Source organism: Mesorhizobium sp. M0676, from assembly GCF_040320535.1.
Taxonomy (GTDB): domain Bacteria; phylum Pseudomonadota; class Alphaproteobacteria; order Rhizobiales; family Rhizobiaceae; genus Mesorhizobium.
On sequence record NZ_JAMYPU010000032.1, the window covers coordinates 1 to 13,988 of the forward strand.

Annotated in this window: 19 protein-coding genes; 6 read left to right on the forward strand and 13 right to left on the reverse strand. The window is 62.5% G+C overall.

Annotated elements, in window-relative coordinates:
- Positions 1 to 956 (forward strand): nicotinate-nucleotide--dimethylbenzimidazole phosphoribosyltransferase (locus tag NKI35_RS26425; protein ID WP_352741808.1); only part of this gene is annotated, 956 nt, incomplete at its 5' end.
- 9 nt (positions 957 to 965) lie between these two features.
- On the opposite strand, the gene NKI35_RS26430 is transcribed toward NKI35_RS26425, so the two are convergent.
- Positions 966 to 2,489, reverse strand: a complete 1,524-nt coding sequence (locus NKI35_RS26430; RefSeq protein ID WP_352741809.1) for a sensor histidine kinase — start codon at positions 2,487 to 2,489, stop codon at positions 966 to 968.
- A gap of 75 nt (positions 2,490 to 2,564) precedes the next feature.
- Here NKI35_RS26430 and NKI35_RS26435 point away from each other — a divergent pair, with 75 nt between their 5' ends.
- From NKI35_RS26435 to NKI35_RS26450, 4 genes are all read left to right on the forward strand, one after another.
- Positions 2,565 to 3,188: a thermonuclease family protein gene (locus tag NKI35_RS26435; RefSeq protein ID WP_023682482.1), complete on the forward strand. Its 624-nt coding sequence runs from the start codon at positions 2,565 to 2,567 to the stop codon at positions 3,186 to 3,188.
- Between the two features lie 39 nt (positions 3,189 to 3,227).
- The gene (locus NKI35_RS26440) at positions 3,228 to 3,839 is read left to right on the forward strand and encodes a glutathione S-transferase (RefSeq protein ID WP_352741810.1); all 612 of its coding nucleotides are present in this window, start codon (positions 3,228 to 3,230) and stop codon (positions 3,837 to 3,839) included.
- Positions 3,839 to 4,456: a uracil-DNA glycosylase family protein gene (locus NKI35_RS26445; protein WP_352741830.1), complete on the forward strand. Its 618-nt coding sequence runs from the start codon at positions 3,839 to 3,841 to the stop codon at positions 4,454 to 4,456. Before NKI35_RS26440 ends, NKI35_RS26445 begins: the two co-directional genes overlap by 1 nt.
- A 143-nt stretch (positions 4,457 to 4,599) precedes the next feature.
- Positions 4,600 to 5,091 carry an Lrp/AsnC family transcriptional regulator gene (locus tag NKI35_RS26450; protein ID WP_023669013.1) on the forward strand — a complete coding sequence of 164 codons (492 nt, stop codon included), beginning with the start codon at positions 4,600 to 4,602 and terminating at the stop codon, positions 5,089 to 5,091.
- 48 nt (positions 5,092 to 5,139) lie between these two features.
- Here the strand turns inward: NKI35_RS26450 and NKI35_RS26455 are convergent, their stop codons facing one another.
- The 10 genes from NKI35_RS26455 to NKI35_RS26500 all read right to left on the reverse strand — a co-directional run bounded on the left by NKI35_RS26455 (position 5,140) and on the right by NKI35_RS26500 (position 12,771).
- Positions 5,140 to 5,709, reverse strand: a complete 570-nt coding sequence (locus NKI35_RS26455) for a DUF3299 domain-containing protein (protein ID WP_352741811.1) — start codon at positions 5,707 to 5,709, stop codon at positions 5,140 to 5,142.
- Between the two features lie 46 nt (positions 5,710 to 5,755).
- On the reverse strand, positions 5,756 to 6,343 hold the full coding sequence (locus tag NKI35_RS26460; RefSeq protein ID WP_352741812.1) for a GNAT family N-acetyltransferase: 588 nt from the start codon (positions 6,341 to 6,343) through the stop codon (positions 5,756 to 5,758).
- Positions 6,303 to 7,007 (reverse strand): DNA alkylation repair protein, encoded by a 705-nt coding sequence (locus NKI35_RS26465; RefSeq protein ID WP_352741813.1) that lies wholly within the window; start codon positions 7,005 to 7,007, stop codon positions 6,303 to 6,305. Before NKI35_RS26465 ends, NKI35_RS26460 begins: the two co-directional genes overlap by 41 nt.
- 9 nt (positions 7,008 to 7,016) lie before the next feature.
- On the reverse strand, positions 7,017 to 7,886 hold the full coding sequence (locus tag NKI35_RS26470; RefSeq protein WP_352741814.1) for an NAD(P)-dependent oxidoreductase: 870 nt from the start codon (positions 7,884 to 7,886) through the stop codon (positions 7,017 to 7,019).
- A 102-nt stretch (positions 7,887 to 7,988) separates the two neighbouring features.
- Positions 7,989 to 8,819 (reverse strand): ABC transporter permease, encoded by an 831-nt coding sequence (locus NKI35_RS26475; protein WP_352741815.1) that lies wholly within the window; start codon positions 8,817 to 8,819, stop codon positions 7,989 to 7,991.
- Entirely contained in the window at positions 8,816 to 9,532 is a 717-nt protein-coding gene (locus NKI35_RS26480; RefSeq protein WP_023669007.1) for an ABC transporter permease, read from the reverse strand. Before NKI35_RS26480 ends, NKI35_RS26475 begins: the two co-directional genes overlap by 4 nt.
- 74 nt (positions 9,533 to 9,606) lie before the next feature.
- The gene (locus NKI35_RS26485) at positions 9,607 to 10,392 is read right to left on the reverse strand and encodes an ABC transporter substrate-binding protein (protein ID WP_023688509.1); all 786 of its coding nucleotides are present in this window, start codon (positions 10,390 to 10,392) and stop codon (positions 9,607 to 9,609) included.
- A 318-nt stretch (positions 10,393 to 10,710) separates the two neighbouring features.
- Positions 10,711 to 11,214, reverse strand: coding sequence for a molybdopterin-guanine dinucleotide biosynthesis protein B (mobB, locus tag NKI35_RS26490; RefSeq protein WP_352741816.1), 504 nt, complete (start codon positions 11,212 to 11,214; stop codon positions 10,711 to 10,713).
- Positions 11,211 to 11,843, reverse strand: a complete 633-nt coding sequence (mobA, locus tag NKI35_RS26495; RefSeq protein ID WP_023706846.1) for a molybdenum cofactor guanylyltransferase MobA — start codon at positions 11,841 to 11,843, stop codon at positions 11,211 to 11,213. The genes mobB and mobA overlap by 4 nt, the downstream gene beginning before the upstream one ends.
- A gap of 7 nt (positions 11,844 to 11,850) precedes the next feature.
- Positions 11,851 to 12,771, reverse strand: a complete 921-nt coding sequence (locus tag NKI35_RS26500; protein WP_023730566.1) for a DMT family transporter — start codon at positions 12,769 to 12,771, stop codon at positions 11,851 to 11,853.
- Here NKI35_RS26500 and NKI35_RS26505 point away from each other — a divergent pair.
- A complete protein-coding gene (locus NKI35_RS26505) occupies positions 12,722 to 12,898 on the forward strand; it encodes a hypothetical protein (protein ID WP_198020043.1) in 177 nt (58 codons plus the stop codon). The two genes, NKI35_RS26500 and NKI35_RS26505, sit on opposite strands and share 50 nt — an antisense overlap.
- A gap of 98 nt (positions 12,899 to 12,996) precedes the next feature.
- On the opposite strand, the gene NKI35_RS26510 is transcribed toward NKI35_RS26505, so the two are convergent.
- Both NKI35_RS26510 and NKI35_RS26515 read right to left on the reverse strand, forming a co-directional pair.
- Positions 12,997 to 13,353 carry a hypothetical protein gene (locus tag NKI35_RS26510; protein ID WP_023669002.1) on the reverse strand — a complete coding sequence of 119 codons (357 nt, stop codon included), beginning with the start codon at positions 13,351 to 13,353 and terminating at the stop codon, positions 12,997 to 12,999.
- Between the two features lie 96 nt (positions 13,354 to 13,449).
- Positions 13,450 to 13,950, reverse strand: coding sequence for a hypothetical protein (locus NKI35_RS26515; RefSeq protein WP_023706844.1), 501 nt, complete (start codon positions 13,948 to 13,950; stop codon positions 13,450 to 13,452).
- Positions 13,951 to 13,988 lie beyond the last annotated feature (38 nt).

A 13,988-nucleotide genomic window follows, 5' to 3' on the forward strand; every position in this document is an offset into this window, starting at 1 on the left:
TTCTCTATACCACCAACAATCCCCCCCCCCAAACCCGGCCCCCCCCCGTTTTTCCCAAGGCCGACAAGCCGAAAGCCTCGCTTGGCCGCATCGAGGACATCGCCGCCTGGCTTGCTGCCTGGAGCGGGCGCGCCCCGCCGGCGGTGAACCGGCCCCTGGTGGCGATCTTCGCCGGCAACCATGGCGTGACCCGCCACGGCATCTCGCCGCGCCCTGTCGCTGAGACCGCAAACGCCGTTGAGCTGTGCGCCGCCGGCGGTGCGGCAATCAACCAGATTTGCGTCGCCAACAATCTTGGCCTCAAGGTGTTCGATCTGGCGCTGCACATTGCGACCGCCGACATCACCGAGGACGCCGCCCTCGACGAACGCGGCTGCGCCGCCACCATGGCCTTCGGCATGGAAGCCATTGCCGGTGGCTCCGATCTGATTTGCCTCGGCGATCTCGGCGTCGGCAACTCCACCGTTGCGGCGGCTTTGTGCGCCGCCCTGTTCGGTGGCAGCGGCGCCGACTGGGTCGGCCCCGGCTCCGGTGCCGACGCGGCCATGCAGGCGCGCAAGGCTGATGTAGTCGATGCAGCCGTCGCCTTCCATGGTGCGGCTCTGAAGGACCCGTTGGAAGCACTGCGCCGGGTCGGTGGCCGCGAGTTTGCGGCCATTGCCGGCGCCATCCTCGCCGCCCGGATGCAAAAAATCCCGGTGCTGCTCGACGGCTTCGCCGCGACCGCTGCCGCTGCCGTGCTGCATGCCGCCAACCCGGGTGCGCTCGACCATTGCCTGCTGGCCAGCCAGTCGCCTGAACCCGGCCAAAGGCTTGCCGCCGAGCGGTTCGGCCTCAGGCCGCTGTTTGATCTCGGCATCAGCCACGGCGAAGGGGTAGGGGCCGCCCTTGCCGCCGGTCTGGTCAAGGCGGCGGCGCTTACCAGTTCGGGCATGGCGGCGGCGGTCAAAGCCTAGAATAAGCTGTCAACGTCGGCGGGCCGCCGCCACGGTCTTGGTTGGCAGCGCCGGCAGTTCCTCCATCACTCGGGCGAGCGGGAAGATGGCGATTGCCTCGGTGCCTTCGCGCAATTTCGACTGAAGTTCGAATTCGCCGCCATGCATGGCGAGCAGGCCCTGCACAATCGGCAGTCCGAGCCCGGTGCCCTGTTCGGCGCTCTTGATGGCGATCGAGCCCTGGCCGAAGGCGGACAGCACGATCGGGATTTCGTCTTCCGGTATGCCCGGCCCATTGTCCTTGACCGAAATGTACTGGCCGCCGCCCGCCGTCCAGCCGACGCGCACGCGAACTTCGCCGCCGGTGGCGGTGAATTTGATGGCGTTGGACAGGAGGTTGAGCGTGATCTGCCGCACCGCGCGCTCGTCGGCGAACAGCCGCGGCAGGGCACTTTCGAAATCCTGGACGATGCGGATGTCCTTGTTGCGCGCCTTCAATTCCATCATGTGGCAGCAATCTTCGGCGATGTTGAGCAGCATCACCGGCTCTTCGTTGAGCTGATAGCGGCCGGCCTCGATGCGAGACAGATCGAGGATTTCGTTGATCAGGTCGAGCAGATGCTGGCCGGAATCGTGCACGTCGCGGGCGTAGTCGCGATAGGTCGGGTTGCTCATCGGCCCGAGCACCTCATTGGCCATCACCTCGGAAAAACCGAGAATGGCGTTGAGGGGCGTCCTGAGCTCATGGCTCATAGAAGCAAGGAAGCGCGACTTCGCCAGATTGGCGTCTTCGGCCCGCCGACGAGCTTCGTCCGACATCGATTTCGCGGTCTCCACCTCGGCGAGCAGCGCATCCTTTTCGGAGCGGAAGGACAGAAGTATCAGCGACGAGCGGTTGAGATGGCGCGCGATATAGGCAAAGAACGGCAATGCCGCGACCAGCAGGGCGACCATGATCGTCCCGACCGGCACCCAAAATTTCGTTTCAGCATAGGCATAGACCGCCACCGGAACGACGAAGGTGGCAAGCAGAGAGCCGCGCAAGGACGACGCCATGATAGCGGTCGCCGCCATGGCCAGCAGCAGCACCACCGCCTTGGCGGCCTGGAACTGGTCGATCTGGCAGGTGGCGCAGCCGAGCCAGGCGAACCACGCCCAGCCGAGGCCGCACAGCGAATGGCCGATCAGGAATTCCCTGCGGGTGCGAACAGGGTTGAGCTCGGCGGCTTCGGTGCGGCCGACGCGGCGCGCCATGAAGGCGACGATCGAATAGCAGATCAGGGTGAACAGCGCCCAGACGCTGATCTGTTTGTCCACACCGGCCAGCAGCCCGGCCGCCGCGACCGCCAACACCAGCAGTGGGATGATGGCTGCGCCGCGCACCATGGTCCCGGCATGCAGCTTCAGCAGCTCGCGGTCGAAGTCGAGATTGCCGACCTGCTGCGAAAGACGGTCGCGCGTCTTGCGCACCGCGCGCGCCACATCGCTGTTGCGGTGCGGTTTCCGGCGGTCCACAATGAATTTATCCGCTGTGTTCGAGCGTAGCAGAGGCATGGAAACTTCGATTTATGCGCGCAGCGATCTCAATTCGTTAAGCTACGTTCGAATGATTAAGAGACTGTTTGCCATATGAGCCGTTCGTGGTCGCCAAGACCGCGCCGGCGATACTATCCGCCGCCTCCGCGAAGCCTGTGGCGCAAGCTGCTGGATTACGCGCTGACGGTCATTCTGCTCGGCCTGCTGATCCTGCTCGCCGCACGCCTCGACCGTTTCGAGACGCGCAAGGCGCAAGGGGCGGCGATCGTCAACGATGGCGATTCACTCACCCTTGGCACCGAACGTATCCGCATGCGCGGCATCGACGCTCCGGAATACCAGCAGATCTGCCGTAGGGATGGCGCAGACTACGCTTGCGGCAGGCTGGCACGCCAGGCGCTGGTGCGGCTGATATCAGGCAATCCGGTGACCTGCAGCGGCTGGCAGCGCGACCGCTACGGCCGCCTGCTCGGCGATTGCAAGGCCGGTGGAAAGGATCTCAACCGGGCCCAGGTTGAGGCCGGCTGGGCAATTGCCTATGGCGATTTCGACACCGAGCAGGCCATTGCCCGCGCCGGCAAGGTTGGCATCTGGGCCGGCACTTTCGATCAGCCGCAAGACTGGCGCGAAAGCCACCACGGTGGCCCGCTCGAAAGAAAGCACGGCACCCTGGCTTCGGTCGGTGACGCCTTGCGAGAGATGTTTCGCTTCTGGTGACGAGCACTATAGTTGAAGGACCAGATCGGGAGGATAAGCATGAAACTGTTCGACGGCGGCCGCGCCCCCAATCCGCGGCGCGTGCGGGTTTTCCTCGCCGAGAAGGGCATCGCAGTGCCACTGGTGCCGGTCGACATGGGTGCGATGGGGCACAAACAGGAGCCGGTCAGGTCGCGCAACCCGTTGCAGCGGCTGCCGGTGCTGGAGCTCGACGACGGCACCATCCTCACCGAATCCGTCGCCATCTGCCGCTATTTCGAGGAACTGCATCCCGAACCGGCGCTGTTCGGGCAAGGCGCGCTCGGCAAGGCCAAGGTCGAGATGTGGCAAAGGCGCATGGAGTTCAATCTGCTCAGCTGCGTCGCCCAGGCTTTTCGCCACATCCATCCGGCGATGAAGGAATGGGAAATTCCGCAGATCCCCGAATGGGGTGAGGCCAACAAGGCGAAAGCGGTTGAATTCCTGAAACTGCTCGACACCGAACTAGCAAACCGCGAATTCGCCGCCGGCGACGCCTATTCGATCGCCGATATCACCGGCATGATCGCCATGGATTTCATGAAACCGGCGCGCATCAAAGTGCCGGACGAGTGCACAAACGTGCCGCGCTGGTACAGCGCCGTCTCCAGTCGCCCGAGCGCTTCCGCCTGATGGAGGCGGAACTCGAACGCCTGACGGCAAAGGTCCGCGCCTGCCGCATCTGCATCGACACTCCGGTCGGCAGGCCACTGCCGCACGAGCCCCGCCCGGTGCTGCTGCCATCATCCAGCGCCCGCATCCTGCTCGCCGGCCAGGCGCCAGGCACAAAGGTGCATTCGTCCGGCATGCCGTTCACCGACGCGTCCGGCGACCGCTTGCGAAGCTGGCTGGGCGTAACCAGCGAGGAATTCTACGACACGGAAAAATTCGCCATAGTGCCGATGGGGTTCTGCTTCCCCGGCCAGGACGCAAAGGGCGGCGACCTGCCGCCGCGCCGAGAATGCGCGCTGGCCTGGCGCGCGCCGCTGATGGCGCTGATGCCGCAGATCGACCTCGTCTTGACAATCGGCTCCTACGCGCAATCCTGGCATATGGGCGCCACGCGCCGGCCGTCGCTGACGGAAACCGTGAAGGACTGGCGCACCATCTGGGATGCGCCGGCCAGCCCGAAAGTGCTGCCGCTGCCACACCCGTCATGGCGCAACTCAGGATGGCTGAAGCAGAATCCATGGTTTGAAATGGATTTGCTGCCGTTTCTGAGATCGGAAATCCGCTATCGCATAGATTAGACTTTAAGCAAGATATCACTCGCTTTTGTGCCATCCGGCAGAATTTCTTTCTTGTGAAAGGTCGAAATAAGAGGGAGTATAGCCAATCTATTCCCAAAGCGCGTCGCGCCCGAGGGAACGCGGCCTGCACCAGGAGCACCTCAATGGATCGCCTCGACAGAAAAATTCTCCGCCTCCTGCAGGAGGACGCGACGCTCGCGGTTGCCGATGTCGCCAAGAAAGTCGGCCTGTCGACGACGCCGTGCTGGCGCCGCATCCAGAAGCTGGAGGAAGAGGGCGTCATCAAGCGGCGCGTCGCCATCCTCGACCACGAAAAGGTCAATGTGCGCGTCACCGTTTTCGTGTCGATCCGCACCAATTCGCACAGCCATGAATGGCTGCGGCGTTTCTCGGAAGTCATCCAGGAATTTCCCGAAGTGGTCGAATTCTACCGCATGAGCGGCGACGTCGACTATCTCCTGCGCGTCGTGGTGCCCGACATCGCCGCCTATGACGCCTTCTACAAGCGGCTGATCGCCAAGATCGAGATCCGCGACGTGTCGTCGTCCTTCGCCATGGAGCAGATCAAGTACACGACCGAAATGCCGCTCGACTACATGCTGCTGGACAAGGAATCCGGCGCCAACGCGGCCTGAGCGCGGTTGTCCGTGACTGGGCGGTGACGCTGCACAAGCAGGCGGCGCTTAGTTTTTCTTTTTGTTGAGGAAACTCCAGGGCGAGTTGACCGGCAGCGTGATCGTGTCCGGCACCGTGTCGACTGCCACCACATCGGCTTTGCGTACGGTGTAGCCGGACTGGATGATGCTGACGCCGTCGAGAATGAACAACTGGCTCTTCTCCAAGCCGGGCCGCAAGGCGCCGGTCACGGCAACCGACTCATAGGCCTGCGACATCTTGTAGGGACGAGCCGGCGTCACCAGCACGATCTGGTTGGGCGGCGGCGTCGGCATGTGGCTGCAAGCGCCTGTCCACGGCACCAGCAGGAACTGGTAGACGAGATCGCCATCACGGTCGACCGGCAATGCATAGCCGGCTATTTGTACCGTCTTGTCCTGCAGGTTGAGCGACAATGTCTCGCCACGATCGGGCAGTTTTGCCGCAATCATCGGCAGGCCGGCATCTTCGGCCACCGCCTGCGTCGCAGGACGCAGATCTTTCCAGAAGATGTGCGCGGTTTGGCCTGAGGCGTTGGTAGCGGTGAACACCAACAACGCGGCTGCAAGCGCCAAGGTCGATTTGAGAGGACTGCTCATCGGCCGCTTCCTTTGTGCAGGAGTAAAGACGCCGCGGCCGATCGCGTCAACGCTCGAGCCGCATCACATGTCTGCGAGAGCCGGCCATGCCGACCTCATGGAACCCGCGAGCGATGAACATGTCGCGAAACCCCATGAAACGGTAGCTCGGCGATGCCTCGTCGACCGGGTAGGCCTCGATCACGCCGGCGCCCTTGGCAAAGGCGTGATCTATGGCGGCGTCAAGCAACAGCGCTGCCGCCAGCCCGCCGCCGCGCAGCGCCCTTGGCACATAGAAGCAGACGATCGACCAGATGCCGGTCTCGTCATCGTCCTGTTGCGACGTCAGCTTCCGATATGTCTGGCGCGGCGCGACCGAGCACCAGCCGACGGTCTTGCCGTCAATCTGGGCCAAGATTCCGACCGGCGTACCGGCCTCGACAAGCGCCATCATGGCCCGTTTCAACTCGGCGTGCTGGACATGCTCGCGGCGGCCGGGCAGGGGCCGCCAGGCCATGCACCAGCAATACTTCGGACCGCCTTGCGCTTCGAAGAGGCCTTCGAAATCGGCGCGCGTCTGCCGCGTCACCTCGGTGAACCGGACGTTGGCTAGGTCAGCCTTTTCTGGCGGCGATCCGCTCGATGATCTTGGCATTGGTGAGTTCCCGTACGGCGTCCTTGCCAATCCAGCGAGCCGTCTTGTCGGTCGACTGGGCCAGCCGTTCGGCCACGGCAAGGGCAGCTCCGTGCATCTCCAACGATCGCTTGCCGATCGAACGAAGCGCCCAGTTTGCCGCCTTCTTCACGAAATTGCGGCTGTCGGCGGCATGCGCTTCGATGATCGGCAGGAAGCCGAGGAAAGTCGCCACCGGCTCCTGCTTCCGGTGCACGACGGACCACGCCATCATGGCAAAGGCCGTGCGTCGAACGAACTCGCGCTCGTCCGCCGCGAACTCTTCAATCAGCTCCTTCCAGGCGTCCGTGTCGACGAAGAGATCGGAGACGCCGTCGACGATATCCCAGGAATCGAAGGACGCGGCCCATTGTCGTGCATCCGCGGCTGAGAAGCGCTTCGGGTCGGCCGTGACGGAAGCGATGAACTGCGCCTCCATGATGCCGGTCTGCCAAAGCTCGAAAGCACGCTCGTGGTTGCGCTTGATCTTTTTGGCGATCTGCCGCTGCATGCCATGCGAGATGCCGAGCGCGCGCTCGATCTTGATGCCGTAGCGCAGCATACCTAGGCGATTGTTCTCCGTGCCGATCGAGCGCAAATGGGCGACGATCTCATCGGCGCTCGATTGGGGCGAAAGCTCGGCCATTGCGAACGCCTATTTTTCCAGGCGCGCCAGCAGGGACGAGGTGTCCCAGCGCTTGCCGCCCATCGCCTGCACATCCTTGTAGAACTGGTCGACAAGGGCGGTCACCGGCAGTCTGGCGCCATTGCGGTCGGCTTCATCGAGGCAGATGCCGAGATCCTTGCGCATCCAGTCGACGGCAAAGCCGAAATCATATTTACCGGCATTCATCGTCTTGTGTCGGTTCTCCATCTGCCAGGACCCGGCAGCGCCCTTGGAAATCACCTCGATGACCTTCTCGATGTCGAGCCCGGCCTTCTTGCCGAAATGGATGCCTTCGGCCAGTCCCTGAACCAGCCCGGCAATGGTGATCTGATTGATCATCTTCGTGAGCTGGCCGGCGCCCGACGGACCCATCAGCCCGACCATGCGGGCAAAGGCGTCGATGACCGGCCTGGCCTTCTCGAAAGCAGCCTGCTCGCCGCCGACCATCACCGTCAGCATGCCGTTTTCAGCGCCCGCCTGGCCGCCGGAAACCGGCGCGTCGAGGAAGGAAAAGCCGGCCTTTTCAGCGGCGTCGGCCAGTTCGCGCGCGACTTCGGCCGAAGCGGTGGTGTTGTCGATGAAGACGGAGCCTTTTTTCATCGCGGCGAAGGCGCCATGGGCCCCGGCCGTCACCGAGCGCAGATCGTCGTCATTGCCGACGCAGGAGAAGACGAAGTCCTGGCCCTCTGCGGCCTCCGCCGGCGTCGCGGCAGACTTGCCGCCATGCTGGGCAACCCATTGCTCGGCTTTCGCCGCGGTGCGGTTGTAGACGGTGACGTCGTGGCCGCCTTTGTTCCTGAGGTGCCCGGCCATGGGATAGCCCATCACGCCAAGACCGAGAAATGCCACAGATGCCATGAGTTGCCCTTCAGACGGAACGGAATTGTCTTGGAAAGCTCTAGGCTCTACGCGCCATTCGTCAAGACGCGCATGAGCCGATCGACTGGTACAGCCGACCGCTCAGCGGATCAGATGAATGGTGATCCGTCGCTCGATCCATTCGACGCCGTGGCGCAGGATCTCGACCATCACCAGATAGACGATGGCGACCCAGACATAGGCCTGGAAGTCGAAGGACTTGGCGTAGGCCAGCTTCGCGTTGCCCATCAAATCATAGACGGTGATGATGGCAACGATGGCGGAAGCCTTGATCATCAAGACGAGCTCGTTGCCGTAGGGCCGGAGCGCGACGATAAAGGCCTGCGGCAGGACGACCTTGCGCAGCGTCTGCAATTTGTGCAGGCCGAGCGAAGCAGCGCCCTCCCATTGACCCCTCGGAACACTCTCTATGGCGCCGCGCAGGATTTCGGCCTGGTAGGCGGCGGTGTTGAGCGCGAAGGCGAACACACCGCAATTGAAGGCGTCGCGGAAGAACCACCACAGTCCGACGGATTCGAGCTGCACCCGGAATGAGCCCAGGCCGTAATAGACGAGATAGACTTGGACGAGCAGCGGCGTGCCGCGGAAGAAGTAGACGTAGCAATAGGCCAGGACGGACAGATAGCGGTTCTTCGACATGCGGGCATAGGTGACGGGCAGCGAAAAAAGCGCGCCGAGCACCATAGAGATGGCCACCAGCCCAAGCGTGGTTCCCAAGCCCTGCAGATAGGCCGGCGCGTATCTGGCGAAGAATTCGCCATTCCAGGCGTAAACCAGATAGACGGCGATGCCGATGCCGAACAGGATCCAGAAGCCGACCAGCGCGTAGCCGACGATACGGGCCCGCGGCCAGCCTCGCGCCCGTGGTGGTGGCTTCTCGATGTCGACGGCGGCGCGCGTCACGACGCTCATCGTGCCTCCCTCCTCCCGAGCGAACGCAGGATGAAGCCGGTGGCGATCGACGACAGGATGGCAAGGATAAGGAACACCATCGCCGCGACGCTGTAGAACAGGAAGGAATGTTTGGTGACACGGGCCGCCACGCCGGCGTTGCGCAGGGTTTCAGCCAGGTTGACGACCGACACCAGGGCCGTGTCCTTGAGCAGGCTCAGCCAGCAATTCTCAAGGCCGGGGAAGGCGATGCGCAGCAGCTGCGGCAGGATCACCTTGCGCATCGTCTGCCATTTCGACAGCCCGATGGCATAGCCGCCTTCATACTGGCCCTTCGGAATGGCGCGAAAGGCCGAAAGGAAGACTTCGCTGGAATACGACGAAAAGATAAGCGACAGCACGATCATGCCGGCGAGGAAGCTGTCGACATCGACCGTCGCTTCCGGCCTGAACAGACGGATGACATACTGCAAGAGGATCGGCATGCCGAAGAAGAACAGGAAAAGCGTCACCAGTTCCGGCAGGCCGCGAAACACCGTGGTGTAGATGTTGGCGGCCACGCGAAGCGACGGCTCTTCGGATTGTTTCGCCCAGGCCACGAAAAAGCCGATCGTCAGGCCGATCGGCAGTGTCGCCAGCGCGAGCGCAATCGTGACCAGTGCGCCATAGGCAATATCGTCAATCCAGCCATCGGGTCCCCAAGTGAGAAGTATCCATATGTTCTGGCTTGGCATTGACGGGTCTTGTCTCCACTTCTGTCAGGCCAAGGCGGCAGGAGAAAATTCCCCTGCCGCCTTGTTTCAGACGATCAGGACTCGGCGCCGAAGACGTCGAACTTGAAGTACTTGTCGTTGATTTCCTTGTACTTTCCGTTAGCGCGGATAGCGTCGATGGCGCTGTTCAACTTGTTGACCAGATCCGTCTCGCCCTTGCGCACGGCGATGCCGGCGCCCGGTCCAAAGATATCGACCGGCTGCGGCGAGGGCTGGCCGAGAATCTTGCAGCAGGCGCCATCAGGCGAATCCAGGAACTGTTGCAACACGACGATATCGTCCTCGATCGCGTCGAGACGCCCGTTGGCGAGATCGGCCTGCTCTTCGGGGCTGCTCGGATAGCCCTTGACCGTGCTGTCCGTATAGGTTTTCGAGGCGTAATTGAAATGCGTCGTCGTGGTTGCGACGCCGATAGTCTTGCCGGCCAGGTCTTCCTTGGTCACGCCCTTGAGGGTCGAATCCTTGGGTACCGCGATCGCCGACGGCGTGTTGTAGTATTTGTGGGTGAAGTCGACCTTCTCGGCGCGCTCCGGTGTGATCGACATCGAGGCGACGATGGCGTCGAACTTGCCGGCCTGCAGGGCCGGAATGATGCCGTCCCAATCCTGGGCGACGAAGGTGCACTTGACCTTCATCTCGTCGCAGAGCGCCTTGGCGATGTCGATGTCGAAGCCCACGAGCTGGCCGTCCGAGGTCAGGTTGTTGAATGGGGGGTAGGCGCCTTCGGTGCCGATTCTCAGGGTCGTTTCCTGAGCCTGGGCGACGCCGAGCGTCAGCAGCGCAGCCGATGCGGCGAGCGCGATACGCAGTGCAATACGCATGATAGTCCTCTCTTTATGGCTCCCGGCCGTCGTTCCGGAACGGCTCTGTGGGGCGGTGCTTTTGACCGCCCGCTGGCGCGATACTCCCACTGTTTTCGGGAGAAAAGCAACTGTAAAACCGTTGCTTGCGGGATTTGCGGATCCAGCCAATGCTGACGCCGGGTTAATGCATGTCGCCCGAAGTGTGCAGCGGTTTTGGGACAACGACATGCATAAATAAAACAACCTGAAGCGCGTTGCATGAGGGCGTTCAGGCGCGACGCGCTTAGACAATGCAACGGCTGAAGAGGGCGGCTGAACCGGGCCAGGGCAGTGGCCTCAAGGTTTGAGGCCGGTCATGCGCTCGATGAAGTCGGCTATCCCTCCCGTGTCGTCGAGATCGAACACAGGCAGGCTTTCGCCGGTAACCGCGAAGTCGGCGGCAATCGCCACGATATGTCCGTCGTTCGCTGACAGCGGCGAGCGGTCCTTGGCCTCCTGCCGCCGGGTTTCGATCTTTTTGTGCACCTCGCGCTTGTAGCCTTCGACCAGCACGATATCGCACGGTGCCAGCCGCGACAGGACCGTCTCCAGCGTCGGCTCGTCCTCACCGCGCAATTCATGCATCAGCGCCCAGCGTTTGCCCGACACCACCGCGACCTCGGTGGCGCCCGCTTGGCGGTGGCGATAGCTGTCGGCGCCAGGCTTGTCGATGTCGAACTCATGGTGGGCATGTTTGACCGTCGACACTGTCCAGCCGCGCCGGACGAGCTCTGTGACCAGCTTCTCGGTCAGTGTGGTCTTGCCGGAATTCTTCCAGCCGGTGATGCCGAAGATGTTCATGGGCCGATGCTCTGCAACAGACGCTCGGCCACCGCAAGGTCGTGCGGTGTGTTGATGTTGAAGAACGGGTCGATCTCGTCACTGCCGTGGGTCAGCAACGGAAATTCCACTTCGACACAGTCGTGCCGCTCGATGAAGGCGGAGACGCGCCTGTTGTCCTCGTCGATCAGGAAATGGCGCAAGGCCTCACGCAGCCCGAGCGGCCACAGCGCAAAGGTCGGATGCCGCCTGCCGCCGGAACTGGCAACAGCGATGGAGCCTGGTCGCTCGTCAACAGCCGCAGCCAGCCTCTCGACCAGGTCCACCGGCAGGAACGGCGTGTCGCCGGCGGCCGTCGCCAATGCCTTGAAAGCGGTATTCGCTGCCGCCCATTCGAGGCCGGTGAGAATTCCGGCCAGCGGTCCGGCATAGCCTTCCACCGCATCGGCGAGAACCGGAAGACCGGCCGCGGCGAAGCGCGCCGGGTCACTATTGGCGCTGAGCGCCAGCGATCCGACCTGCGGCGCCAGGCGGGCAACGACATGGTCGAGAAGCGGACGCTCGCCAAGCGCTAGCAAAGTCTTGTCGCCGCCGCCCATGCGCCGTGACAGGCCTCCGGCCAGGATAATTCCTGCAATGTCTTGGCTCATGGCCAACCTATATGCCGTCCGGCGCCATGTCGGGTCCAGCGCTTTCGGCCGCCGGCTTCTGCCGGCCGACGACCCGTTCGCGATAGAGCGCGTAGAGGCCGGAGCCGATGATGATGGCGGAGCCAACGATCATCGGCAGGTCGGGAACATCGCCGAAGATGATGAGGCCAAGCAGCATCGACCAAAAGAGGGCGGTGTAGCGGAATGGCGCAATGAAGGAGATGTCGCCGGCCCGCATTGCCATGATGATGAACTGGTAGCCGATCAGCACCAGCACCGCCGCCAATGCCAAAAGTGCCGAGCCTTTGCCGGACATCGGCGTCCAGCCGCCCATCGGCGACAGCAGCACGGCGCCAACGATGGTCATGGCGATTGCCGTTGCCGTCGACACCAGCAAGGTCGGGATAGCCCTCGGGATGCGCTTGGTGGCGAGGTCACGTACTGCGCAACAGGCGACGCTGACGAGTGCGTACAGCGAATAGATGCTGAAGCCTTCGAAGCCTGGCCGCACGATGATCAGCACGCCGCCAAAGCCGACCGCGATCGCCAGCCAGCGCCGCCAGCCGACCGCTTCGCTGAATACGAGTGCCGCCCCCATCGTCACCGCCAGCGGCAGCGCCTGCAGCACCGCCGAGACATTGGCGATCGGCAGATGCGCTAATGCCACAAGGAAGGCGACGGTGGCGCCGGCCTCGGCGACCACGCGAAGCGTCACCAGCGGCTGCAGCATCGACCTCGGTCGCGCGAGCGCGCCTTGCTGCCAGGCGAGCAGGCCGACGAGCAGCGACGCAAAGGCGCCGCGCACCAGCATCACCTGCGCCATGTTCATCGATTCCGACGAGAACTTGGTGATGGCGTCGTTGAGGGTGAAGCCGATCATGGCCACCATCATGCACAGCGCGCCGCGAATGTTTGGGGAAAGAGGCAAGGGCGTTACCGGTTTGCAAGAGCAATTCCAGAAAAGTGTGAAACGGTTTTCCGTCCGGAATTGCGTGAAAACAAAGAATAAAGCGGTTCGACGTTTCGGCGAAACGGTGAACCGCCCAAGCCTGTAGCAGCCGGCGGCAAGACAGCAACGTCAAAGAAATAGGCCACGGATTTTCACCCGTGGCCCACAAAATCGCTAAGAGGGCTGGCCGGATGACCAGCAGGCTCATTTCGGGGTCAGCACCTCGGTGCCGCTGCCGTTCTTGCCGGCGATGGTCCACAGGCCGTGCAGCGAGCCGTCATCTTCTACCTTATAGACGACGAGACCGATTTCCTTGCCCATGACATAGCCGGCGGAGAAGGCATCGTCGTTGCGCATGCAGATGCCGTCCGACGATGATCCGCCCGTCTCCCAATGGATGGTACAGGTGGTCTCGCTGGTCAGCGTGATGGTGGCTTCGCCGCCATATTTCGAGCCGTCGAAATTGGTGCCCGCGACGGTGTAGCTGCCGCCGATGGACTGTGCTGCTGCCGGCGCGGCGGCAAACCCAAGCATTGCAAGAGAAAGTAAGAATGTGCGCATGTCGTATTCCCCCAAACCGAGCGACGAGCCGCTATAGGCCGAAATTTAGGGCGGAACGCGATGGCGGTAAATCGGGTTTGCAGCGTCGAGAGCGATTTATTCCCAGTGTTGCTCAGCCCCATGCAGGCTGTCGCCGATAGCGCCGACCAGTGGGTCGTACTTGGCCTTGAGCGAGGCGGGATATTCGATCCAGACTGTATGGATTGCATCCTCTTTTTCGAAGACGATTCGGGTATAGAAGATCTTGTCGCCTTTGGTGCTTGAGACCACTGCCCAGTTCTTACCGGTTTTGCTGTAAGTGACCTTTTCCCCAGAGTCAGGGTCGGCTTTTTCCTTTTCAACCAGACTGTCGGGCGTATCTTCCGTCAGCTTGTATCCGCCGTAACAGGACAAGCTCGCACCATCGGGGCTAAGCCATTTTCGACCGTCGCCATTGAGGGACTCAGGCATCGGCTTGCTGAAAATCTGGCTCAGGAACGTGCACACCGTGCCATAGCGCGCATTGATGTAGGTGAACGGCTTTGCGAGCGCCACTGTGGTCGCCAATGATAGGGCCACGACCAGCGCTGACAGCCCGGTTTGGCAAACACGCTGCATGGAAATCCCCCTCGCTTCCAACGGAAGCATTCTGCACC